We start from the raw sequence: 21,935 nt of genomic DNA, 5'->3' as shown, positions 1-21,935 counted from the left end.
CGCCCGCGCAAGACGCTGACGATCAAGAAAACAGCCCGCGACGCCCACGCCGAAGGCACGGCCAAGCGCACCCGCACCGGCGCGCGCGCGCGCCTGGTTGCGCAGATCGAGCGCAGCCGCGAAAACATCGAACGCCAGAAAGACCCCGTCGGCTACCAGCGGCGCCAGGATGAAGAAGCCCGCGGCGCGCGCAAATCCCCGGCCGGCGGCCGCGGCGACAGCGCGCGCGGTCCGGCAGGCCGCGCCGGCCAGCCCGAACGCAGTCGCTCCGAACGCAGCCAAATCGAACGTGGGCAGTACGCGCGCGGACAGGGCGAACGCGCCCCGGCGGATCGTCCCGCACCCCGCCGCGGCGCGTCCGACGCGGGCCGCGGGGACTCGGCGCGCGACGCAGCGCCCGGCTCGCGCTCGGGGCGCCCCCCGCAGCGCGCACCGCGCCTGCGCGACGACCAATACATCGCCCCGGCCACGCCGGCCGGCCGCTTCTACGATCCCTTCGAGGACGACGGCCCCGCGCCGGAATTCGCGCCGGAGCCGGACTACGCGGACGAACCGGCCTTTGCCGGGGATGCCGACGCCTCGCGCGCGCCCGCCTACGCCGAGGACGCCGACACCTTCCGCGAACCCGCCGCGCCACGCGTCGAAACCCGCACCCGCCGCCCCCGCGAGCCGCGCCAGGCCGAGATCTTCACGGTCTTCGCTCCCTGCCCGCAGGGCCTGGAAGAGGCGCTGACCGCCGAAATGCAGGCGCTCGGTTACGAAGATGCCAAGGCGGGCCGGGCGGGCTGCTCGTTCACGTCCGACTGGTCCGGCATCCAGCGCGCCAATCTGTATTCGCGCCTGGCCACGCGCATCCTGGTGCAGGTGGCGCACGCCGAGATCTCGCACGAAGACGACATCCTGGACCTGGCGCGCGACACCCCCTGGGAACGCTGGTTCGGCGCCGAACAGACGCTGCGCGTGGACACCTCGGCCATCAAGAGCCCGGTGCAAAGCCTGCAGTACTGCAACCTGCGCGCCAAGGACGGCATCTGCGACCGGCTGCGCGAACTCGAAGGCGAACGTCCCAGCATCGACACGGTGCGCCCGGACGCCCGCGTGCACCTTTTCCTGACGGGCCATACCGCCACGCTGTACCTGGACACCTCGGGCGAGTCCCTCTTCAAACGCGGGTGGCGGCTGGACAAGGGCGAGGCGCCGCTGCGTGAAAACCTGGCGGCCGGCATGCTGGCGCTGGCCGGGTGGGACCCCGCCGCGCCGCTGCTGGACCCCTTCTGCGGCTCCGGCACCATCCTGATCGAAGGGGCCTGGATTGCCCTGGGCGTGCCGCCCGGCATTTCCCGTCCGTTCGGTTTCGAGCGCCTGCGCGATCACGACGCCTACCGCTGGCGCGACCTGAAGGAAGACGCGCGCGCCCGCATCCTGCCGCAACTCGAAGCCCCGCTGGTCGGCTACGACCTGAATCCGCAGGCCATCGAGTACGCCCGCAACAACGCCGAACGCGCCTGGCTGACCGCCGATTCCATCCGGTTCGAAGTCGGCGACGCCCGCAATGTGACGGCGCCCGCCGACCACGGCTGGATCGTCACCAATCCGCCCTACGGCGAACGCATGGGCGCCGAACAGGATCCCGACCTGTGGCGCGAATGGGCCACGTGCCTGAAGCACAATTTCGCGGGATGGGAGCTGCACGTCATCACTAGCGACCTGACGCTACCGAACCAGATGCGCCTGAAGCCCAAACGCCGCATCCCGCTGCACAACGGCGCGCTGGACTGCCGCCTGTTCGGCTTCGAACTGGTGGCCGCGGGCTACCGCGACGCCTGACCGTCGCCCCCGGGGCGGCAACCGCGTTCCTCGAACGTAGGGGCGGCGCGTTGTAAAAGCGCCGCAACATGACGCCCCTATCTTTGCTCATGGTCCCCGGCCGCGCGGTTTTGGGGCATCATCAGCACCAAGGTGTTGCCAAGTTGCACCAGCGTGCACCCACCACTTGCATAGTTTCAGGGTAAACCCCTATAATTCGGGTTATCCCTAGTAGCAAACAACTGTGCAAGCCCGTGGAGGCTATTGTGATCAACGCGAACAACACCATCCGCCTGACCGACGAACTCGAGCGTCAACTGATGCTCCAGGCTATTGAAGAACAATTCCGTCCGCACCCGATGCGGGCGTTGGCTGCAGGCCTGCGCAAGCTGGCCCACGGCATCAAGGCCCTGGCTGGCAAGACGAGCGCCAAGAACGCGCATTCCGCTGCCTGATCATGGACCAGGCCTTCGGGCCTAAAGATTTTCCCCTTGGGGGCTGCATAGCCCCTTTTATAGACCCGCCCTTACCGGCGGGTTTTTTTTCGTCCCTCGCCGATTTATGGATAATACCGGTCCATGACCGACGCCCCCCTCGACCAGACCCCCAATCGGCTGCGCCGATTCGCCTGCATGATGTACGAAGCCGTGCTGCTGTTTGGCGTGGTGTTCCTGGCGGGCTACCTGATGGATACACTGACCCAGAGCAGGAATGCCCTGGAGCTGCGGGCGGCCAGGCAGGCCTGGCTGTTCGTGGCGATCGGCGCCTATTTCGTCCTGTGCTGGCGCCGCCGCGGCCAGACGCTGCCCATGAAGACATGGAACATCCGGCTGGTGGACCGCCATGGCAACACCCCGTCCACCGGTTTGCTGGTCTTGCGCTACCTTCTCGCGTGGCCGCTGGTGCTGGCGGGCGCGGCCGTGGTCTGGGCGGCCGCCACCGCCACGGGTTGGCCCTCGGTGGACATGTTCATCGTCGCGGCGCCCTTCACCATTTTCATCTGGTCCTGGCTGGATCCCGACGGGCAGTTCCTGCACGACCGGATCCTCGGGACGCGGCTGCGCAACGCGCCGCAGGCAAAGGGCAAAAAGGCCCGCTGAAGGCATTGCCGCGCCCGGGCGGCGCCCTTCCGGACACATCCCGTTTCACGCCCGCGCGGCGCTTGTGACGTTGGGTGAGTGTTCAGAAAGATGACAGGCGACCGCCAAGACAATGAGGCCCCATTTAACTGACGGCTTCACTCTCCCCATGCGCGCACTCATTACCCGCCTGTCGCTGGCCTTCGCCAGTGCGCTGTTGCTCCTGCCCGCCGGCGCGTCCGCCCAGAACGCATCGGCCCAGCAAGAAATCGAACTGGCGACCAAAGCCGCTTTTGCCGCGGCGCTGCAAGGCCCCACCGATGTCACCCTTGGCGACCAGGCAACCCTGAAACTGCCGCCAAGCATGTTCTTCGTGCCGCGCACGCAGGCCGAACGGCTGATGCAGGCCTATGGCAACGGCAAGGACCCGTCGCTGCTGGGCGTGGTGATGCCCAAAAGCGATGACGAGGACTGGGTGGTCACCGTCAATTTCGACAAGGCCGGCTACATCAAGGACGACGACGCCCGGAACTGGAACGTCGGCGAGTTGCTGGACAGCCTGCGTGAAGGCACGGAAGCGTCCAACGAGGAACGCAGGAAGCGCGGATTCCCGGCGCTGACGGTGGACGGCTGGGTGGAAGCGCCCAGGTACGACAGCGCCACGCAGCGCCTCGTCTGGTCGGTGGCCGCCAAGCACAAGGACGCCGGGGCGCAAGACGACGCCACGGTCAACTACAACACTTACGCCCTGGGGCGGGACGGCTACATCACGCTGGACCTCATCACCGCAAAGGGCAACGTGCCCACGGACAAAGCCGCCGTGCTCGCGCTGCTGGACAACCTGAAATACGTCGAAGGCAAGCGCTACGCGGACTTTGACGCCTCCAGCGACAAGGTGGCCGAGTACGGGCTGGCAGCCCTGGTGGCGGGCGTGGCGGCCAAAAAGCTGGGGTTGTTCGCGGTGATCGCCGCTTTCCTGGCCAAGTTCGCCAAGGCCGGCATCCTGGCCGCGGCCGTCCTGGGCGGCGCCGTATGGAAACGGATCAAGGGCAAAAAAGCCACCGGACATTCCTGATCCGGCCGGCCGGGCGGCGCGCGGGCGCCGCCGCCGGCCGTCACAACTACGTCACGGCTTTGTCACGCGCGCGTCATCGCGCGATGGTCTCATTCCCAAGCATGACCACAGCCCACAGGGACGCGACCGTGAACGACATCCAACCCACGCACTGGCGCGCCCTCTGGATTTCCGATATTCACCTGGGCACTGCCGGGTGCAAGGCGGAATTCCTGCTCGATTTCCTGGATCACAACGATTCGGACACCCTCTACCTGGTCGGCGACATCGTCGACGGCTGGCAATTGCGCAAGCACTGGCACTGGCCCCGGGCGCACAACGACGTGGTGCAGCGCATCCTGCGCAAGGCGCGCAACGGCACGCGCGTGGTGTTCATTCCCGGCAACCACGACGAGTTTGCCCGGGAATTCGCGGGCTTTGCCTTTGGCGACATCGAAATCCTGGACGAGGACGTGCACGTCACGGCCAAGGGCCTGCGCCTTTTGGTGCTGCACGGCGACCAGTTCGATGGCGTCATCCAGCACAGCCGCTGGCTGGCGCACCTGGGCGACGGGCTCTATCAGCTTGCGCTGTGGATCAACCACCATTTCAACCGGCTGCGCCACCGGCTGGGCCTGCATTACTGGTCGCTTTCCCAGTACCTGAAGCACAAGGTCAAGAACGCGGTGTCTTTCATCACCGACTTCGAGGAAGCCCTGGCGGGCGAGGCCCGCCGGCGCGGTCTGGACGGCGTGGTCTGCGGCCACATCCACAAGGCCGAACTGCGCGACGTGGGCGGCATCCTGTACTGCAACGACGGCGACTGGGTGGAAAGCCTGTCGGCCCTGGCGGAAACCCACGACGGCCAGCTCCAGCTCCTGGACTGGGCGGTGATGCAGGCGGAACGCCAGCGCGATCCGGCCAACCGCCCCCCGCGCTCCCTGACGCTGCCCGCCCTGCCCTCGGCGCTGCGCCGCCAGGGCAAATACCCGTGATAACCCGTATGCGTCCCCGTTACGCAACGGGTATATTGCAGTTCACGCCCCTCTAGGTCATGCTTGCAACTGGGTAACGGGCGTCATGGCCCGTTCACGCTGCAACATGCTCACAACATAGGGCCATGAACGACCAATATCAGGCGCTCTACCAAACATTCCGCTGGCTGGTGCCCACCCAGTTCAACATCGCGGAAGCGTGCTGCCACCGCTGGGCATCCAGTAGTCCGGATGCGCGGCGCATTGCCATCTACTACGAAGATGAATCCGGCAACCGCGAGGTCTGGACCTTCGCCCGCCTGGCGGAAGCCGCCAATCAACTGGCCAACGGCCTGGTGAAAATGGGCGTGGGCCGGGGCGACCGGGTCGGTGTGGTATTGGGACAACGCCCTGAGACGGTGGTCGCGCACATGGCCATCTACAGCGTCGGCGCCGTGGTGTTGCCCCTGTCGGCGCTGTTCGGCCCCGAGGCGCTCCAGAGCCGCCTGTGCGATGCCGAAGCCCGCGTCGCCATCGTCGATCATGCCTCCAGCGCCAACCTGCTGTCGGTCAGCGACAACTGTCCGGCGCTGCAGCAGGTCATCGGCATCGGCTTTGCCGACGAGCGCGTCCTGCCCTGGCGCAGCCTGCTTGCCCGGCAACCCAACGAATTCAAGGCCGTGCCGACCCGCTCCTCGGACCCGGCCATCCTGCTCTATACCTCCGGCACCACGGGCGCCCCCAAGGGCGCGCTGCTTCCCCACAGCGCGCTCATCGGCAACCTGCCGGGCTTCGTGGCTTCGCAAGACTGGTTCCCCAAGCCCGCCGACGTGTTCTGGTCGCCCGCCGACTGGGCCTGGACCGGCGGCATGATGGATGCGCTGCTGCCCACGCTGTACTTCGGCCACCCCATCGTCGGCACGCGCGGGCGCTTCTCGGTCGAGCGCGCTTTCGAGCTGCTGGAGCGCTACCAGGTCACGAACACGTTCCTCTTCCCCACCGCCCTCAAGATGATGATGAAGGCGGTGCCCGAACCCCGCCAACGCTACCAGCTTGCCCTGCGCGCCATCATGAGCGCGGGCGAAAGCGTGGGCGAAACGGTGTTCGACTGGTGCAGGAGCGCGCTGGGCGTGACGCCCAATGAGATGTTCGGCCAGACCGAAATGAACTACGTGGTGGGCAACAGCAACAAGCGCTGGCCCGCCAAGCCCGGCTCCATGGGCCGGCCGTATCCGGGCCACAACGTGGCCGTGCTGGACGACGAAGGCGTCCCCGTCGCGGCCGGCGGGACGGGCGAGATCGCCGTCAACCGCCTCGACATTCACGGCTTTCCCGACCCGGTGATGTTCCTGGGCTACTGGCGCAACGAGCCCGCCACGCAGGCCAAGTTCAAGGGCGACTGGTGCCTGACGGGCGACCTCGCCACCGTCGATGAAGACGGCTACCTCTGGTACGCCGGCCGGGCCGACGACGTGTTCAAGTCCGCCGGCTACCGGATTGGCCCGGGCGAAATCGAAAGCTGCCTGGTCGGACACCCGGCCGTCGCCAATGCCGCGGTGGTGCCCAAGCCGGACGCCGAGCGCGGGGCGCTGGTCAAGGCGTACGTCGTACTGACCCCGGAATTCGCGCAGCGCGACCGCGCTGAAATCACCGAGAATCTGCAGGAACACGTGCGCGAGCGCCTGGCGCCCTACGAGTACCCCAAGGAAATCGAATACGTGGACGAATTGCCCATGACCACCACGGGCAAGATCCAGCGGCGCATCCTGCGCCAGCGCGAGGAAGAACGCGCGCAGGCAGTTGTGCCCACGACAGACGTTGGAGCGCCCGTTGCCGCCCCGGCGCGGCAAACGGAGACCTAGGCATGGCCATCTACCAACTCAACGACCTCATCCCGCGCATCGACCCGCAGGCCTACGTGGCCGACAGCGCCGACATCATCGGCAACGTGACGCTGGAAGCCGGGGTCAGCATCTGGTCGCAGGTGTCGATCCGGGCCGATAACGACGCCATCGTGATCCGCCAGGGCACCAACATCCAGGAATCCAGCGTCCTGCACGTCGATGCCGGCTGTCCGATGACCATCGGCCCGAACGTCACGGTCGGGCACCAGGCCATGCTGCACGGCTGCACCATCCATGAGGGCGCCCTGGTCGGCATGCAGGCCATCGTCCTGAACAATGCGGTGATCGGGCGCAACTGCCTGATCGGCGCCGGCGCCATCATTCCCGAAGACCGCGTCATTCCGGACAATTCCCTGGTGATCGGCATCGGCAAGATCGTGCGGGAGCTCTCGGAAGAAGAAATCGCCAATCTGCACAAGAACACCGCCCACTACGTGGCGCGCGGCCAACAGTACAAGACGGCCCTGAAGCGGCTGGCCTGATCCGCCCCGGCGAACGCCTCAACCCCTGCTGCCAGCAGGGGGAATACCCTCCTCCGATCGGCTAACATTCCTTTATGACCGATCAGCTCAAAAAATACCTCACCGAAGACCGCAGCGTCCGCGTGCAAGCGGTTCGCATGTCTGCCACCTGGAAGGCCGTCCAGGCCAACCACGACTATCCGCCAGCCATCACCCATCTCCTGGGAGAACTGGTGGCCGCTTCCACGCTGCTCGCCGCCAACATCAAGTTCGACGGCTCGCTGGTGCTCCAGATCCAGGGCGACGGCCCCATCGCCCTGCTGGTGGTGGAATGCCGCTCCGACCTCAGCCTGCGTGCCACCGTCAAGATGCGCGAAGGCCATGACGTGCCCACCGACGGCAACATGCAAAGCCTGCTCAACCCCGGCGGCAACGGGCGGTTCATCGTCGTGCTGGACCCGCAGCGCAAGCTGCCGGGCCAGCAGGCCTACCAAGGCATCGTGCCCCTCGAGGGCGAGACCGTCGCCCAAGCCTTGCAGCACTACATGAAGGCCTCCGAGCAGCTCGACACCCGCCTGTGGCTGTCCGCCGACGCCGACCATGTCGCGGGCATGCTGCTGCAGCGGCTGCCGCACCATGGCGGCGCCGATGCGCAGGTGCTGAGCGAACAGGCCGCCACCGAGACCTGGGACCGCCTCGGCGCCCTGGCTGGCACCCTCAAGCGCGACGAGATGCTGGAAGCCGACATCGACACGCTGATTCACCGCCTGTTCTGGGAAGAGACGCTCGTCGCCTTCGAACCGCAGCCGGTGAGCTGGCACTGCCCCTGCACCCGCGAACGCGTGGCCAACATGCTGCGCTCGCTGGGCCAGGAAGAGGTCAACAGCATCCTGGCCGAGCGCGGGCAGGTCGACGTGGCCTGCGATTTCTGCGGCAAGCCTTACGAGTTCGATGCCGTGGACTGCGCGGCGCTGTTCTCGGCCAACCAGCCGGCTGCCGGAGAGCAGCCTCCCACGGTGCACTGATCGGCCTGGCGGCAAGCCCGCCGGGCCGTTTTCGTCACGCCGGTTTGTCCTCATCGACAGGCGGTCATGGGCGCGCCACACTGCGCAGCCATGACCGCCTTTGTTTTTGCTCCCTTTCCTCGCCCCGCCAGCCGGCACCGTGGCGCCGCCGCCATCGAATTCGCGGTGGCGGGCGTCATCGTGCTGCTGCTGGGCCTGCTGGCGGTCGAGGCCGCCCGCTGGCACGCCGCGCGCCAGATGGCGCTTCTGGCGCTGACGGAGGCGGCGCGCGCCGGCGCCACCGGTCATGCCGACCCGGCCCGGATGCGGTCGGCGTTTCTTCTGGCGCTCCTGCCGCTGCATGCGGACGCCGACGGGCAGGCTGGCGCAACCCGCCGGCTGGACGACGCGATGGCCGAACTGCGGGCGCTGACCGGGTCGGACCCCTGGCGTATTGAAGTGCTGCTGCCCAACGACCGCTCGTTCCGCGAGCACGGGCGGCCCGGCTTGAAGGCGCCCGCGGCGCCCGGCCTGCCGGCCATCGACAACGACTACCAGGACCTGCAGCACGCGCGCCGCCCGCCCCGCCCCGGCGGGCAGGACATCTTCCGCGCCAACACCCTGAAGCTGCGCCTGACCTACCTGCACAAGCCGTTGCTGCCCGCGCTGCGGGCACTGCTGGCCGTGCTGGGTCGGCAGGACGACAGCTACGCCGGCCACGCGCAGACCAAGGGCCTGTTGCCTATCGTGGTTGAGCTGGAGCAGGAAATGCACTCGCATCCCGTGGACTGGGCCCGCAGGAGGCCGCACCCGCAAGGGGTGGTCTATGGGGCGTGCCGACGCAAACAGTGCGATCCGGAATGAATCGCGGCGCCGCGACCGGGCCAGGCGGACAATCCGCGGGCTGTCGGGCCGGGGGCAAGCGCCGGCCGCGGCTGGGGTCGATGCCCAGCGTCGGCGGCGCCAGGGAAATGCGCGCCCGGCCTCAGTGGCGGGCGGCGGTGTTGGAAGTCGTGGCGCCGTTGGCGGCGGGCCGGGCAGGCGCGGCCGACGCGGGCCGGGCGGCCGGTGCGGCGGCGCGTGCCGGCGCGGGCTTGGGCGCGGTCTCGGCGGACAGCGAGGCACCGGCAGGCGGCTGGGTATTTTGCGGAAGGATGTGCACGAACACTTCCCCTTCGCGCATCATGCCCAGTTCCCCGCGCGCCCGCTCCTCGATGGCGCCGGAACCGCCTTCCAGATCCCGCACTTCGGCTTCAAGCGCGGCGTTGCGCGCGCGCAGGCCTTCATTGGTCTCGCGCTGCTCGGCCACCTGGCGTTGCAGATCCCAGACCTTGAACCACCCGCCCTTACCCAGCCAGAGCGGGTATTGGATCAGGCCTAGCAGCACGAACAGCACCAGGAACAGCAGGCGCATACGCGGGAACCTCAGCAGTCGTGGCGTGGATGCGGCCCTGGCTGGGTGCCGGGGCCGCGCTTCTTATCAACGCAGGTTGTAGAAGGCTTCCAGGCCAGGATACGACGCGACTTCAGCCAGTTCCTCTTCGATGCGCAGGAGCTGGTTGTACTTGGCCATGCGATCCGAGCGCGACAGCGAGCCGGTCTTGATCTGCATGGCGTTGGTCGCCACGGCGATGTCGGCGATGGTGGAGTCTTCGGTTTCGCCCGAACGGTGCGACACGACGGCGGTGTAGCCGGCGCGCTTGGCCATTTCGATGGCGGCGAAGGTTTCCGTCAGGGTGCCGATCTGGTTGATCTTGATGAGGATCGAGTTGGCGACGCCCTTCTGGATGCCTTCACGCAGGATCTTGGTGTTGGTGACGAACAGGTCGTCGCCCACCAGTTGCACCTTCTTGCCGAGCTGGTCGGTCAGCAGCTTCCAGCCTTCCCAGTCGTTTTCGGCCATGCCGTCTTCGATGGAAATGATGGGGTACTTGTCGCACCACGTGGCCAGCAGGTTGGTGAATTCCTGCGAGGACAGCGAAATGCCGCCTTCGCCGGCCAGCGTGTACTTGCCGTCGCGGTAGAACTCGGAGCTGGCGCAGTCCAGGCCCAGGGCGATTTGCGTGCCCGGCTCGTAGCCGGCTTCGGTGATGGCCTTGAGGATGAGCTGGATGGCGGCCTCGTGGCTGGGCACGTTGGGCGCGAAACCGCCCTCGTCGCCCACGGCGGTGGACATGCCCTGGCCGTGAATCAGCTTCTTGAGCATGTGGAAGACTTCAGCGCCCCAGCGCAGGGCTTCGCGGAAGCTGCCCGCGCCCACCGGCAGGATCATCAGTTCCTGCAGGTCGAGCGTGTTGTTGGCGTGCGCGCCGCCGTTGATGACGTTCATCATCGGGACGGGCATGCTCATGGGGCCGCTGCCGCCGAAATAGCGGTACAGGGACAGGCCCGATTCGTCGGCGGCGGCGCGGGCCACGGCCATGCTGGCCGCCAGGATGGCGTTGGCGCCCAGGCGTTCCTTGGATTCGGTGCCGTCCAGTTCGATCAGCGTGCGATCGACGAACGTCTGTTCCTGGGCGTCCAGGCCCATCAGGGCTTCGGAGATTTCCGTATTCAGGTTTTCAACGGCGCGCAGCACGCCCTTGCCCAGATAACGGCCCTTGTCGCCGTCGCGCAGTTCGATGGCTTCGCGGGCGCCGGTGGATGCGCCGGACGGCACGGCCGCACGGCCCATGGCGCCGGATTCCAGCAGCACATCGCATTCCACGGTGGGGTTGCCGCGCGAATCCAGAATCTCGCGGCCGATGATGTCGACGATTGCACTCATGACTTTACATTCCCTGAACGATAAACATATTCATGACGGCCGCGCCTTCGCGGGCATTGCGGGCACGGCGGTACTGCCAGGAGTCGTAGAACGCCTGCGCCGCGGCCATGGACGGAAATTCCATGACGACGGTGCGGCCGGGTTCACGCCCCTCGAGGTGCTTGGACTCGCCGCCGCGCACCAGGACCTTGGCATCGTACGCGCGCATGGCGAGCGTGGACAGGCGCTTGTAGTCTTCGTACTGCGCGGGCTTGGTCACATTGACGTCGGCGATGAGATAGGCACTCATGGGGTTCCTTCAGAGCAGTGGCGTTGATTTCGGTCTGGCGCCGGATACGGCGCCGCCGCCAGTGTCGCGCAAGGCGCACGGGCGACGCATATCCGATGCTAATCGGTTGTATCCGAAAGAAGCGCCGCCGTATAGGGCGGCGCTGGGAAATCGGCCCGCGGCCCCGAGGATCCGCTTACGGAACTCGAGGCCGCGGACACGCATCAGGCCTCCTGGCCGCGGCGAGCCTTCTGCTCGATGGCGGCGCGGATGTAGCTGGAGAACAGCGGATGGCCGTCGCGCGGGGTGGACGTGAACTCCGGGTGGAACTGCACGCCCACGAACCACGGGTGGTTGGGCAATTCCATCATTTCCGGCAGGTTCTCGCTCGGGGTGCGGGCGCTGATCACCATGCCGGCTTCTTCGAGGCGCGGCACGTAGACGTTGTTGACCTCGTAGCGGTGACGGTGACGCTCGTTCACCTCGTCGCCGTAGATGGCCTGCGCGCGGGTGCCGGCCTTGATCGGCACGCGCTGCGCGCCCTTGCGCATGGTGCCGCCCAGGTCGGACGTCGTGTCGCGCTTTTCGACCTTGCCTTCGCGGTCCATCCACTCTGTGATGAGGGCGACGACCGGATGCGGCGCGGAGGGATCGAATTCCGTGCTGTTGGCGCCGCCCAGGCCGGCGACGTGGCGCGCGAACTCGATGACGGCCAACTGCATGCCCAGGCAGATGCCCAGGTAGGGCACGCCGTTTTCACGGGCGTAGCGGATCGCGGCGATCTTGCCCTCGGTGCCGCGCTTGCCGAAGCCGCCCGGAACCAGGATGGCGTCCAGGTGCTTGAGCTGGTCGGTGCCGCGGGTTTCGATGTCTTCCGAGTCGATGTACTCGATGTTGATCTTCGAGCGCGTGTGGATGCCGGCGTGGACCAGGGCTTCGGTCAGCGACTTGTACGACTCGGTCAGGTCGACGTACTTGCCGACCATGCCGATGGTGAGCTGGTGCTCGGGGTGTTCCAGCGCCTCGACCAGGTTGTCCCACATGGACAGGTCGGCCGGCGGCGGGGTCAGGCCCAGGGCCTCGCACACGATGTTGTCCACGCCCTGCTTGTGCAGCATGGCGGGGATCTTGTAGATGGAGTCGGCGTCCCAGACGGAGATGACCGCGTCCAGGGGCACGTTGGAGAACATCGAGATCTTGGCGCGCTCGTCGTCCGGAATGGGACGGTCGGCGCGGCACAGCAGCGCGTTCGGGTAGATGCCGATCTCGCGCAGCTTCTGCACCGAATGCTGCGTGGGCTTGGTCTTCAGTTCGCCGGCGGAGGCGATGAAGGGCACCAGCGTCAGGTGGACGAAGGCCGCGTTGTTGCGGCCCATGCGCAGGCTCATCTGGCGAGCGGCTTCGAGGAACGGCAGGGACTCGATGTCGCCCACCGTGCCGCCGATCTCGACGATGGCAACGTCGGTGTTGCCATTCCAGCCGGCTTCAGCGCCACGGGCGATGAAGTCCTGGATTTCGTTCGTGATGTGGGGAATCACCTGGACGGTCTTGCCCAGGTAGTCGCCACGGCGCTCCTTGCGCAGCACGGATTCGTAGATCTGGCCGGTGGTGAAGTTGTTCACCTTGTGCATGCGAGCGGAAATGAAGCGCTCGTAGTGGCCCAGGTCCAGGTCGGTCTCGGCGCCGTCTTCCGTGACGAACACTTCACCATGCTGGAACGGGCTCATCGTGCCCGGATCGACGTTGATGTAGGGGTCGAGCTTCAGCATGGTTACCTGCAAACCACGCGACTCAAGGATGGCGGCAAGCGACGCGGCGGCGATGCCCTTGCCCAGGGAAGACACCACACCGCCGGTGACAAATACGTATTTGGTCATCGTAATGAGCGCCCGGGACGAGCGGGCGCGTGCGGGAAATTTGGATTATAGCCGGGCGAGACGACTTGTTTGGGTTTTCCCCTAGCGCCCGTTGCGTAACATTTGAATGCACACGACACGTCCCCGCGGCGCGGCGTCGGCGCGGACGTGCTATGGTCGCTCCCTGTTTTCAGCCGCTGCCGTTCGCCAGCGCCCCCTGTTCATACGCCGCGCCGATGACCGACCTCGCCCGTCCCGCCCCTTCCCTCGCCTGGCGCATCGCCGTCGCCGCCGTGCTGCTGCGGCTGGCGTACACCGCGCTCGTGCAGGCCTATTCGCTGATGGGGCCTTCGCCCTACCTGGACCAGATCCGGGAAAGCTTCACGCAGCCCCCGGTGCTGGCCCCGCTGCTGGCGAACGTGGCGTCCACCCTGCTGATCGTCGGCGTGGCGGCCTGGGGCGCGACGCGCCATTGGCTGGCGCGCCACAATGCCAGCGCCGTCGACCAGCCGGGCAGGCTGCTCGGCACGTTTCTCGCCCTGCAGGCCCTATACACGCTGTGCCTGACGAGCGGCGTGGCCATCGCGCAGAATGCGATGCTGGCGACGCTAATCAAGAGCGGATCGCTGCTGGAGACATGGTTCGGGCTGGACATCACCGGACGGTTCATCGCGATGAATCTCCTGATCCGCGTCGTCACCATCCTGCTGGACATCATCGGGATCTGCCTGGCGTTGCGCATCGCCGCCTGGACGGCCGCCCCCGCCGGACCGCCCGGCAGCCCGGCCATGACGCGGCGCGACGTCGCCTGGATTTGCGGCCTGACCGTCCTGGCGTGGCAGACGAGCGTGTCGATCATCCTGGGCGGCTATCTGCAGATGCAGACGCTGGACGCAGGCTGGGCGCAGTACGCGCTGGGCTACTGGGTGCTGCCCGTGGTCCTGCTGGCGCTGACCGTGCTGGTCTGCCTGAAGGTGCTGCCGCGTCCCCTGGAACGCCCCGGCATCGGCCGCGCCGTGGCGCTGGGCAGTGTTGCGTTCTGGTTCGCCCAGGCGTTGGGCATCGGACTGGGCCTGATCGTGCTGATGTCGATGACCTGGAACCAGCTCGCCTGGGCGGCCCAATCGCACGCCGCGGCCGGCCTGTCCCTGCTGGCCTACGGCGCGCTGCTGGCGCTGGGCTGCCTGGTGGCCGCACGCTGGCTCCACCACCGCGACGGGGCGGCGGCACGGTAAACGGGGCCGCGCGCCCCGCCATGCAAAAGGCCGCGGCGCCCATGCCCCGCGGCCTTCTTTTTTGGGCCGGCGTATCCGGCGGCCGGCGTATCCGGCGTCCGGCGTCCGGCGTATCCGGCGGCCGGCGCATCCAGCCGCCCCTTGCGCGACGTCAGATCGCGGCGCAGCGGCGCGTCAGCCAGTCCAGCGCCTCGCCCTCGACCAGCGGCGACAAGCGCTCGAACACCGTCTTGTGATAGTCGTTCAGCCAGTCGATCTCGTCCTCGCGCATCAGCGAAGGTTCGATGCAGCGCGTGTCGATCGGGCACATCGTCAGCGTTTCGAAGCAGAGGAATTCACCCAGCTCCGAGGTCAGCCAGCTGCGGTTGGCGACGAGGTTCTCGATGCGCACGCCCCAACGGCCCGGGCGGTAGATGCCCGGCTCGTTCGAGGTGATCATGCCCGGCTCCATGGCCGTGTGCGGACCGGGCATCGCGCGGTACGAAATGACCTGCGGGCCTTCGTGCACATTCAGGAAATAGCCCACGCCGTGGCCGGTGCCGTGGCCGTACTCCGCGCCGCCCTCCCAGATGGGCGCGCGGGCGATGGCGTCCAGCATCGGCGACGGCGTGCCGCGCGGGAACGACGCGCGCGACAGCGCGATCATGCCCTTGAGCACCAGCGTGAAATCGACCTTCTGGTCCGGGCTGGGCGTGCCGACGGCCACCACGCGGGTGATGTCGGTGGTGCCGCCCAGGTACTGGCCGCCCGAATCGATGAGCAGCAGGCCATCGCCTTCGATGGTGGCGTGCGATTCCGGCGTGGCGCGGTAATGCGGCATGGCGCCGTTTGCGTTGAAGCCCGCGATGGTGGCGAAGCTGGGGCAGACGTAGGCCGGCCGGCGGGCGCGCGCGGCCGTGATTTTTTCGTCGATGGTCAGTTCGGTGATGGTTTCCTTGCCCAGCGCGCCCTCGAACCAGGCAAAGAACTCGCACAGCGCCGCGCCGTCCTGCGCCATCGCCTGCCGCACGTTGGCAAGCTCCGCGTCCGTCTTGCGGGACTTCAGCAGGGTGGACGGATTGATAGCTTCCACGCGCGGCACGGCCGGATCCATGGCATGGAACACCCCGCAGGTCACGCGGGCCGGATCGATCAGCAGCTTCTGGTCCAGCTCCAGCGAGGCCAGCGCGTCCGCGGCCTGCGCGTAGTCCGCGACTTGCACGCCGTCGGCGGCCAGGATGGCGCACAGGGCATCGTCGATCTTGCCGTCCGCCACGAACAGGGTCGCGTGATCCAGGCCCACCAGCGCGTGGGCGACAAAGACCGGGTTGTAGTCCACGTCCGCGCCGCGCAGGTTGAACAGCCACGCGATGTCGTCCAGCGTGGAAATGAAATGCACGTCGGCGCCGTGCGCGCGCATGGCCTCGCGCACCTGGGCCAGCTTGTCGGCGCGGGTCACGCAGGCCTCGGGGGCCACGTGTTCGTAGATCGCCGCTTGCGGCAGGCCCGCGCGATCCGCCCAGACCTCGTCCAGCAGGTCCTCGCGGATCTCCAGCGCGGCGCCGGACGCGGCCGCGGCGGCGGACAAGGCACGGAAAGCGCCCAGGCCCAGCACCTGGCCATCCACGCCGATGACGTCGCCCGCCTTCGTGTTGGCGGCCAGCCAGTCCACGTGGCCCGGCGTCGTGGCCAGCGCGATCTTCATCAATTGCACGCCCGTGCCCGCGAGCTGCGCTTCGGCCTGCACCCAATAGCGGCTGTCCACCCACAGGCCGGCGAAGTCGGCCGTCACCACCAGCGTGCCCACCGACCCCGTGAAGCCCGACAGCCAGCGCCGCCCCTGCCAGCGGGCCGGCAGGTACTCGGACAGGTGCGGGTCCGAGGACGGAACGATGTAGGCGGTCAGGCCGCGGCGGCTCATGGCCTGCCGCAGTTGGGCAATACGGGCGTCGGTGCTAGACATGGGAGGAAGGATCCTTAGCGCAACATGAAAGACATGGCGGCCAGGCTGTTCAGCGTGCGGACGGCGGACTGCATGCTGTCCGTGGTGAACCGCAAGGTGACGCCGTCCACGCGTTCCAGCGTGGGCCACATGCAGAACAGGTCGGCCAGCGCCGCGCTCTGCGTCTGCAACCGGCATTCTATAGGGGCGGGAATGCGGAACGGAACGGCTTTCTTGTCGCCGCCGCGCTTGAAGTTGCGCACCGCGGCTTCGGCGGCCGCGGCGATCGCGCGGCGGGACGCCGCGGGCGACAGCGTCACGCCGCTGCCCTGCCCGTGCGCGACCTTGGTCTGCACCCACTCGGCGCCGGGAAAGGTGTCGCGGGTTTCCTCGATGAACACGTCATCGCCGGTGCCCAGGATGACGGGCACGCCCAGCTCGCCGGCCAGCGCGCCGTACAGACCCGCTTCGCCAAGTTCCATGCCGTTGATGACGACGCGCGCGAACGCGAAGCTGTTGATCGTGTGGGCCAGGATGCCGCGGCCCTGCGAGCGCGAGTGGTAGCCGATCATGAAGACGGCGTCGCAGCCCTCTTCCAGCCCGCCCATCATGCCCAGGTAGCGCGGCTTGCCCAGCACCAGGCGGGCGCGTTCGTCCAGGCCGTCGGGCAGCAGGTTGCGAAAGCCGCCATGCGAGTCGTTGACCAGGATCTCTTCCGCCCCGCCGGCGATGGCGCCTTGCACGGCCGCGTTGGCCTCGGCGGTCATCCAGGCGCGGGCGCGCTCGTATTCGCCGTTGCCGGCGCGGACCTGCTCGGGGTGGAAGACGCCGGCGACGCCTTCGATATCGGTGGAAATCAGGATCTTCATGAAATGCGCCTTCGAAATGTTCAGAATTCGGTATCGGACAGCCACTGGCGCCACTCGGGTGCGGCGTGGCGGATGGAATCGCGGTGGTGGCCGTCGCGGCCGGTCACGCCCTCGGCGTGCCACAGCGCGGAAATGATGGCCTGTTCGCACGCCTCGGCGGCCGCCTCGAACAGCGGGTCGATGCGCGCCTCGTGCAGCATCGCGATCGCCGGCATGGGCGTTTCGGCCAACTGGGGAATCGTGTACGCGGTCGAGAAAGCCAGCGCGATGTCGCCGCTGCCATGCCCGAACACCGAGCCCGTGCGCGCCAGGCCCGCGCCGGCACGCAGCGACAGACGGCGCAACTGGCGCGAATCCAGCGGCGCGTCGGTGGCCACCAGCAGAATGATCGAGCCCTTCTCGGGCGCGATCACGGCGTTCTCGCCCTGCTGCGCAAGCCCTTGGTCAAGCTGGCTCGCCAGACGGCGGCCGAACGGCCTGCCCGCCACCGTCAGGTTGGGCAGGCGGCCGAAGTTCGACAGCACCAGCGCGCCCACGGTGTACTGCGGCCCGTCCTTGATCTGCGCCACGCGCGAGGCCGAGCCGATGCCGCCCTTGAACGAGAAACTGGACATGCCGCGGCCGGCGCCCACGGCGCCCTGCGCGAACTGCTTGCCGGCGGCGGCCAGCGCCGCGGCGTAATGGGATTCCTGGACTGCCAGCGCCTGGATATCGTTCAGGTAGCCGTCGTTGCACTCGAAGACCAGCGGATTCACGGTGGCCATGCCGCGGCCGATGCCGGGGTTGGCGGCGACCGCCGCGCGGATCTGCGCATTGGCCACGGTGCCCACGCCGAACGTGTTGGTCAGCCCGATCGGCGTTTCCAGCACGCCCAGTTCCTGCACCTGAACCAGGCCGGTGCTCTTGCCGAAGCCGTTCAGCACGGTGGCCGCGGCCGGCGTCTTGTCCAGAAAGGCATCGCCGCCATGCGTGCGTACGACGGTCACGCCGGTCTGCAGCGGGCCCTCGGCCAGCGTGCAATGCCCAACGGTGACGTCACCCACGTCGCAGATCGAGTCCAGCGGCCCTGACGGCAGTACGCCGATACGCGGAATGTCCAGCGCTTGTTTGTCCATGTTCGTCTACGTGTCGCCACGCTCCAGAATGCAAAACGCCGCCACCCTGGGTCCGGGACACGCGCGAGCAAGCGCGTGGCGGACGGAGGCGGCGGCGGAAAAATCGCCCTCCACGCCGGCCCTCGTGGGAGGCTCCGGCGGCAGGTTTACTTGCGGTCGATCTTGGGGTCCAGCGCGTCGCGCAGGCCGTCGCCCAGCAGGTTGAACGCCAGCACGGTCAGGAAGATCGCCAGCGCCGGGAAGATCGCCACGTGCGGCGCGATGACCATGTCGGCGCGGGCTTCGTTCAGCATGGCGCCCCACTCCGGCGTGGGAGGCGAAGCGCCCATGCCCAGGAACGACAGGCTGGCGGCGGTGATGATCGAGGTGCCGATCCGCATCGTGCCGTACACCACGATGGGCGAGATCGTGCCGGGCAGGATGTGGCGCATGATGATCGTCCAGTCGGACGCGCCCACGCTTTTCACGGCTTCGACGTAGGTCATCTGCTTGATCGACAGCGTGTTGCCGCGCACCAGGCGGGCAAACGCGGGCACGCTGAACACGGCCACGGCGACGATCACGTTGACCATGCTGGAACCCAGGATGGCGACCACGCCGATGGCCAGCAGCATGCCCGGGAAGGCCAGCAGCACGTCGGAGATGCGCATCGTGATGCGCTCCCACCAGCCTTCGTAGTAGCCCGCCATCAGGCCCATGAAGGTGCCGACGATGGCGCCCATGGCAACCGACAGGAAGCCGGCGGCCAGCGAGATGCGCGCGCCCATGATGATGCGGCTGAAGATGTCGCGGCCCAGCGAGTCCACACCCAGCCAATGGGTCATGGACGGGCCGGCGTTCAGCGCGTCGTAGTCGAAGAAGTTCTCCGGGTCGAACGGCACGATCCACGGCGCGAAGACCGCGACGACGACCAGCAGCAGGACGAACAGGCCCGCGCCGACGGCGAGCTTCTGCTTCTTGAATTTGCGCCAGAACTCGGTGGCGGGCGTGCGCACGTCGTTCTTGGGCGCGGCGGCGAGGGTCGCGGCGGGTGTCGTATTGCTCATGGCCGCCTCACTTGTAACGGATGCTGGGATTGATGACGCCATAGAGCACGTCGACAATCAGGTTGATCAGGATGAATTCCAGCGAGAACAGCAGCACGAGGCCCTGGATCACCGGATAGTCGCGCTGGGTCACGGCGTCCACCAGCAGGCGGCCGAGGCCGGGCCAGTTGAACACGGTTTCGACCACGATCGAGCCGCCCAGCAGGAAGCCGAACTGCAGGCCCATCATGGTCACGACGGGAATCAGCGCGTTGCGCAGCGCATGCTTGATGATGACGCGGCGCTCGGACAGTCCCTTGGCGCGTGCGGTGCGCACGAAGTCTTCTTGCACGACTTCAACGAACGACGCCCGCGTGAAGCGCGCCATCACGGCGGCCACGGCGGCGCCCAGCGTGATGGAAGGAAGAATGTAGTGTTGCCAGGTGGAAGCGCCCACGGTGGGGAGCCAGCCCAGGTTCACCGAGAAGATCTGCATCAGCATCATGCCCAGCGCGAACGCGGGGAACGAGATGCCGGACACCGCCAGCGTCATGCCGAGGCGGTCGGGCCAGCGATTGCGCCATACCGCCGACACGATGCCGATGACCATGCCGAAGACCACGGACCACACCATGCTGGCGATCGTGAGCCACAAGGTGGGCATGAAGCGGTCGGCGATTTCGGTCGAGACGGGGCGCTTGGTGCGCAGCGAGGTCCCGAGGTCGCCTTGCAGCATGTGGCTGAAATAGCGCACGAACTGCTGCGGCAGGGGCTGATCCAGCCCGAGTTCCTTGCGCACGAGTTCGACGGTCTGCTGGTCGGCCTCGGGGCCCGCGGCCAGTCGCGCCGGGTCGCCCGGAAGCATGTGCACAAACAGGAACACGACCACGGCTACCAGCAGCAGCGTGGGGATCATGCCCAAAAGACGTTTGACGATGTAGGTCAGCATTGAAATTCCTGCAACATCGGCGGGGACACCGTGCCCCCGCCGTATGTGGCCTTACAAGGGCCCGTGGGCCCCGAGAGTTACTGCTTGGGTTACTGCTTCAGGTCGATGTCGCCGAACCAGAACGAGGTGTCCGGTTCCACGTACACGCCCGACAGGTTCTTGGACTTGACGTACAGGTTGTTCTGGGTCACCAGGAAGGCCCACGGGGCGTCCTTCCAGATGGTTTCCTGAACGTTCTTGTAGATCTCGGTCTTCTTGGCGCGATCAGTGGTGGCCAGGGCTTGCTGGACGCCTTCGTCAACCGACTTGTTCGAGTAGTACGACACGTTGTTCAGCACCGGCGGGAACGCGGCGGTGGTCAGCAGCGGACGCAGGCCCCAGTCGGCTTCGCCGGTCGAGGACGACCAGCCAGCGTAGTACATGCGGACCTTGGCGTCCTCGGGCTTTTGCACCTGCTGCACACGCTGCACGCGCTGGCCGGATTCCAGGACTTCCACGGAAACCTTGATGCCGACCTGGGCGAGCTGCTGCTGCAGGAACTGCACCACCTTCACCGAGGTGCCGTCGTTGTAGGCGGACCACAGCGTGCTTTCGAAGCCGTTGGGGTAGCCGGCTTCGGCCAGCAGGGCCTTGGCCTTCTTCAGGTCATACGGCCACGCGCCGATCTTGTGCGCGTAGTCCACGCCTTGCGGCACGACGCCGTCGATGACGGTGGCGTAGCCCGAGAAAGCGACCTTGGCCAGCGCTTCCTTGTTGATGGCGTAGTTGATGGCTTCACGCACCTTGACGTTGTCGAACGGCTTTTGCTGCGTGTTCATCGACAGGTAGCGGGCCATGATCGAGTTCTGGTGATCGACCACGTCCAGCTTCTCGTTCTTCTTCAGCACGGCGGCCTGCTCGAACGGCACCGGGAACGCGAAGTGCGCTTCACCCGTCTGCACCACGGCGGCGCGGGTGTTGTTGTCGGTGACGGTGCGGAAGGTCAGCGTGTCGACCTTCGGGTAGCCCTTCTTCCAGTAGCCGTCGAACTTCTTGACCTTCAGGTATTCGGCGGGCTTCCATTCGACGAATTCGAAGGGACCGGTGCCGACCGGGTGAAAGCCGATGTCCTTGCCGTACTTGGCCAGCGCGGCGGGCGAGATCATCATGGCGGCCGGGTGGGCCAGCGCGTTGATGAAGGCCGAGAACGGCTTCTTCAGCGTGATCTTGACGGTCATCGGGTCGACCACTTCGGTCTTTTCGATGACGCTGAACTGGATGTAGCGCGACAGGCGGTTGTCCGGGTTGGACGGACGATCGAAGTTGATCTTGACCGCTTCGGCGTTGAAGTCGGTGCCGTCATGGAACTTCACGCCGGGACGCAGCTTGAACGTGTAGACCAGGCCGTCTTCGCTGACGGTGTAGTCGGTCGCCAGGACCTTCTGGACCTTCAGGTCCTTGTCGAATTCGAACAGGCCTTCGTAGTAGGCCTTGCCGGCCGCCTGGTTCAGCGTGCTGTTGGTGTTGTAGGGGTCGAGCGTTTCCAGCGCGATGGAAACGGCAAACGTCACGTCCTTGGCGGCGTGCGCCATCGGCGCGGTGAGCACGCCGAAGGCCAACGCGGCAGCGGCCATCAGCTTGGTGGGGCGCAGAACTTTCATCATTGCAA

The 21,935-nt window shown here is 67.0% G+C and carries 20 protein-coding genes; 10 read left to right on the top strand and 10 right to left on the bottom strand.

Translation table 11 applies throughout. The features are described 5' to 3' along the window. Window positions 1-282 precede the first annotated feature (282 nt). The 9 genes from BMW75_RS06245 (at window position 283) to BMW75_RS06205 (ending at window position 9,146) form a co-directional block, all read left to right on the top strand. Window positions 283-1,827, top strand: a complete 1,545-nt coding sequence (locus tag BMW75_RS06245) for a THUMP domain-containing protein (RefSeq protein WP_371466755.1) — start codon at window positions 283-285, stop codon at window positions 1,825-1,827. A gap of 245 nt (window positions 1,828-2,072) precedes the next feature. Beyond that, complete coding sequence (locus BMW75_RS06240) at window positions 2,073-2,261, top strand: hypothetical protein (protein WP_175493109.1); 189 nt, start codon at window positions 2,073-2,075, stop codon at window positions 2,259-2,261. Window positions 2,262-2,384: 123 nt separating this feature from the next. After that, window positions 2,385-2,906 (top strand): RDD family protein, encoded by a 522-nt coding sequence (locus tag BMW75_RS06235; protein WP_092577887.1) that lies wholly within the window; start codon window positions 2,385-2,387, stop codon window positions 2,904-2,906. A gap of 148 nt (window positions 2,907-3,054) precedes the next feature. Then, complete coding sequence (locus tag BMW75_RS06230; RefSeq protein WP_092577884.1) at window positions 3,055-3,960, top strand: DUF2167 domain-containing protein; 906 nt, start codon at window positions 3,055-3,057, stop codon at window positions 3,958-3,960. A 101-nt stretch (window positions 3,961-4,061) separates the two neighbouring features. Beyond that, window positions 4,062-4,934, top strand: a complete 873-nt coding sequence (locus BMW75_RS06225) for a UDP-2,3-diacylglucosamine diphosphatase (protein WP_092577882.1) — start codon at window positions 4,062-4,064, stop codon at window positions 4,932-4,934. Between the two features lie 125 nt (window positions 4,935-5,059). After that, on the top strand, window positions 5,060-6,775 hold the full coding sequence (locus BMW75_RS06220; RefSeq protein WP_092577880.1) for an acyl-CoA synthetase: 1,716 nt from the start codon (window positions 5,060-5,062) through the stop codon (window positions 6,773-6,775). A gap of 2 nt (window positions 6,776-6,777) precedes the next feature. After that, on the top strand, window positions 6,778-7,299 hold the full coding sequence (locus tag BMW75_RS06215; RefSeq protein WP_076519435.1) for a gamma carbonic anhydrase family protein: 522 nt from the start codon (window positions 6,778-6,780) through the stop codon (window positions 7,297-7,299). Between the two features lie 74 nt (window positions 7,300-7,373). Then, window positions 7,374-8,303 (top strand): Hsp33 family molecular chaperone HslO, encoded by a 930-nt coding sequence (gene hslO / locus BMW75_RS06210; protein WP_092577878.1) that lies wholly within the window; start codon window positions 7,374-7,376, stop codon window positions 8,301-8,303. Between the two features lie 90 nt (window positions 8,304-8,393). Next, on the top strand, window positions 8,394-9,146 hold the full coding sequence (locus tag BMW75_RS06205; protein ID WP_092577877.1) for a TadE/TadG family type IV pilus assembly protein: 753 nt from the start codon (window positions 8,394-8,396) through the stop codon (window positions 9,144-9,146). A gap of 121 nt (window positions 9,147-9,267) precedes the next feature. On the opposite strand, the gene ftsB is transcribed toward BMW75_RS06205, so the two are convergent. From ftsB to BMW75_RS06180, 4 genes are all read right to left on the bottom strand, one after another. Next, entirely contained in the window at window positions 9,268-9,696 is a 429-nt protein-coding gene (ftsB, locus tag BMW75_RS06200) for a cell division protein FtsB (RefSeq protein WP_092577876.1), read from the bottom strand. Between the two features lie 66 nt (window positions 9,697-9,762). Then, window positions 9,763-11,049: a phosphopyruvate hydratase gene (eno, locus tag BMW75_RS06195; protein WP_054429546.1), complete on the bottom strand. Its 1,287-nt coding sequence runs from the start codon at window positions 11,047-11,049 to the stop codon at window positions 9,763-9,765. Between the two features lie 4 nt (window positions 11,050-11,053). After that, window positions 11,054-11,338 carry a DUF1330 domain-containing protein gene (locus BMW75_RS06190; protein WP_076519431.1) on the bottom strand — a complete coding sequence of 95 codons (285 nt, stop codon included), beginning with the start codon at window positions 11,336-11,338 and terminating at the stop codon, window positions 11,054-11,056. A gap of 203 nt (window positions 11,339-11,541) precedes the next feature. Next, complete coding sequence (locus BMW75_RS06180; protein ID WP_092577874.1) at window positions 11,542-13,194, bottom strand: CTP synthase; 1,653 nt, start codon at window positions 13,192-13,194, stop codon at window positions 11,542-11,544. Window positions 13,195-13,409: 215 nt separating this feature from the next. Here BMW75_RS06180 and BMW75_RS06175 point away from each other — a divergent pair, with 215 nt between their 5' ends. After that, window positions 13,410-14,408 carry a hypothetical protein gene (locus BMW75_RS06175; protein ID WP_092578061.1) on the top strand — a complete coding sequence of 333 codons (999 nt, stop codon included), beginning with the start codon at window positions 13,410-13,412 and terminating at the stop codon, window positions 14,406-14,408. A gap of 151 nt (window positions 14,409-14,559) precedes the next feature. Here BMW75_RS06175 and BMW75_RS06170 read toward each other — a convergent pair whose 3' ends face one another. The 6 genes from BMW75_RS06170 to gsiB form a co-directional block, all read right to left on the bottom strand. Then, the gene (locus BMW75_RS06170) at window positions 14,560-16,350 is read right to left on the bottom strand and encodes an aminopeptidase P family protein (protein ID WP_092577873.1); all 1,791 of its coding nucleotides are present in this window, start codon (window positions 16,348-16,350) and stop codon (window positions 14,560-14,562) included. A 14-nt stretch (window positions 16,351-16,364) separates the two neighbouring features. Beyond that, complete coding sequence (locus tag BMW75_RS06165) at window positions 16,365-17,198, bottom strand: M55 family metallopeptidase (protein ID WP_092577871.1); 834 nt, start codon at window positions 17,196-17,198, stop codon at window positions 16,365-16,367. A 20-nt stretch (window positions 17,199-17,218) separates the two neighbouring features. Beyond that, window positions 17,219-18,313, bottom strand: a complete 1,095-nt coding sequence (locus tag BMW75_RS06160) for a DmpA family aminopeptidase (protein WP_092577870.1) — start codon at window positions 18,311-18,313, stop codon at window positions 17,219-17,221. 146 nt (window positions 18,314-18,459) lie between these two features. Next, on the bottom strand, window positions 18,460-19,359 hold the full coding sequence (gene gsiD, locus BMW75_RS06155; RefSeq protein ID WP_092577869.1) for a glutathione ABC transporter permease GsiD: 900 nt from the start codon (window positions 19,357-19,359) through the stop codon (window positions 18,460-18,462). A gap of 7 nt (window positions 19,360-19,366) precedes the next feature. Next, window positions 19,367-20,287 (bottom strand): glutathione ABC transporter permease GsiC, encoded by a 921-nt coding sequence (gene gsiC / locus BMW75_RS06150; protein WP_076519424.1) that lies wholly within the window; start codon window positions 20,285-20,287, stop codon window positions 19,367-19,369. Window positions 20,288-20,376: 89 nt separating this feature from the next. Further along, entirely contained in the window at window positions 20,377-21,930 is a 1,554-nt protein-coding gene (gene gsiB / locus BMW75_RS06145; RefSeq protein WP_092577867.1) for a glutathione ABC transporter substrate-binding protein GsiB, read from the bottom strand. Between the last annotated feature and the right edge of the window lie 5 nt (window positions 21,931-21,935).

The organism is Achromobacter sp. NFACC18-2 (assembly GCF_900108985.1).
Classification (GTDB): Bacteria; Pseudomonadota; Gammaproteobacteria; order Burkholderiales; family Burkholderiaceae_B; genus Achromobacter.
Note: the sequence above shows the minus strand (reverse complement) of the source record. Positions and strands in the feature narration are given on the sequence as shown.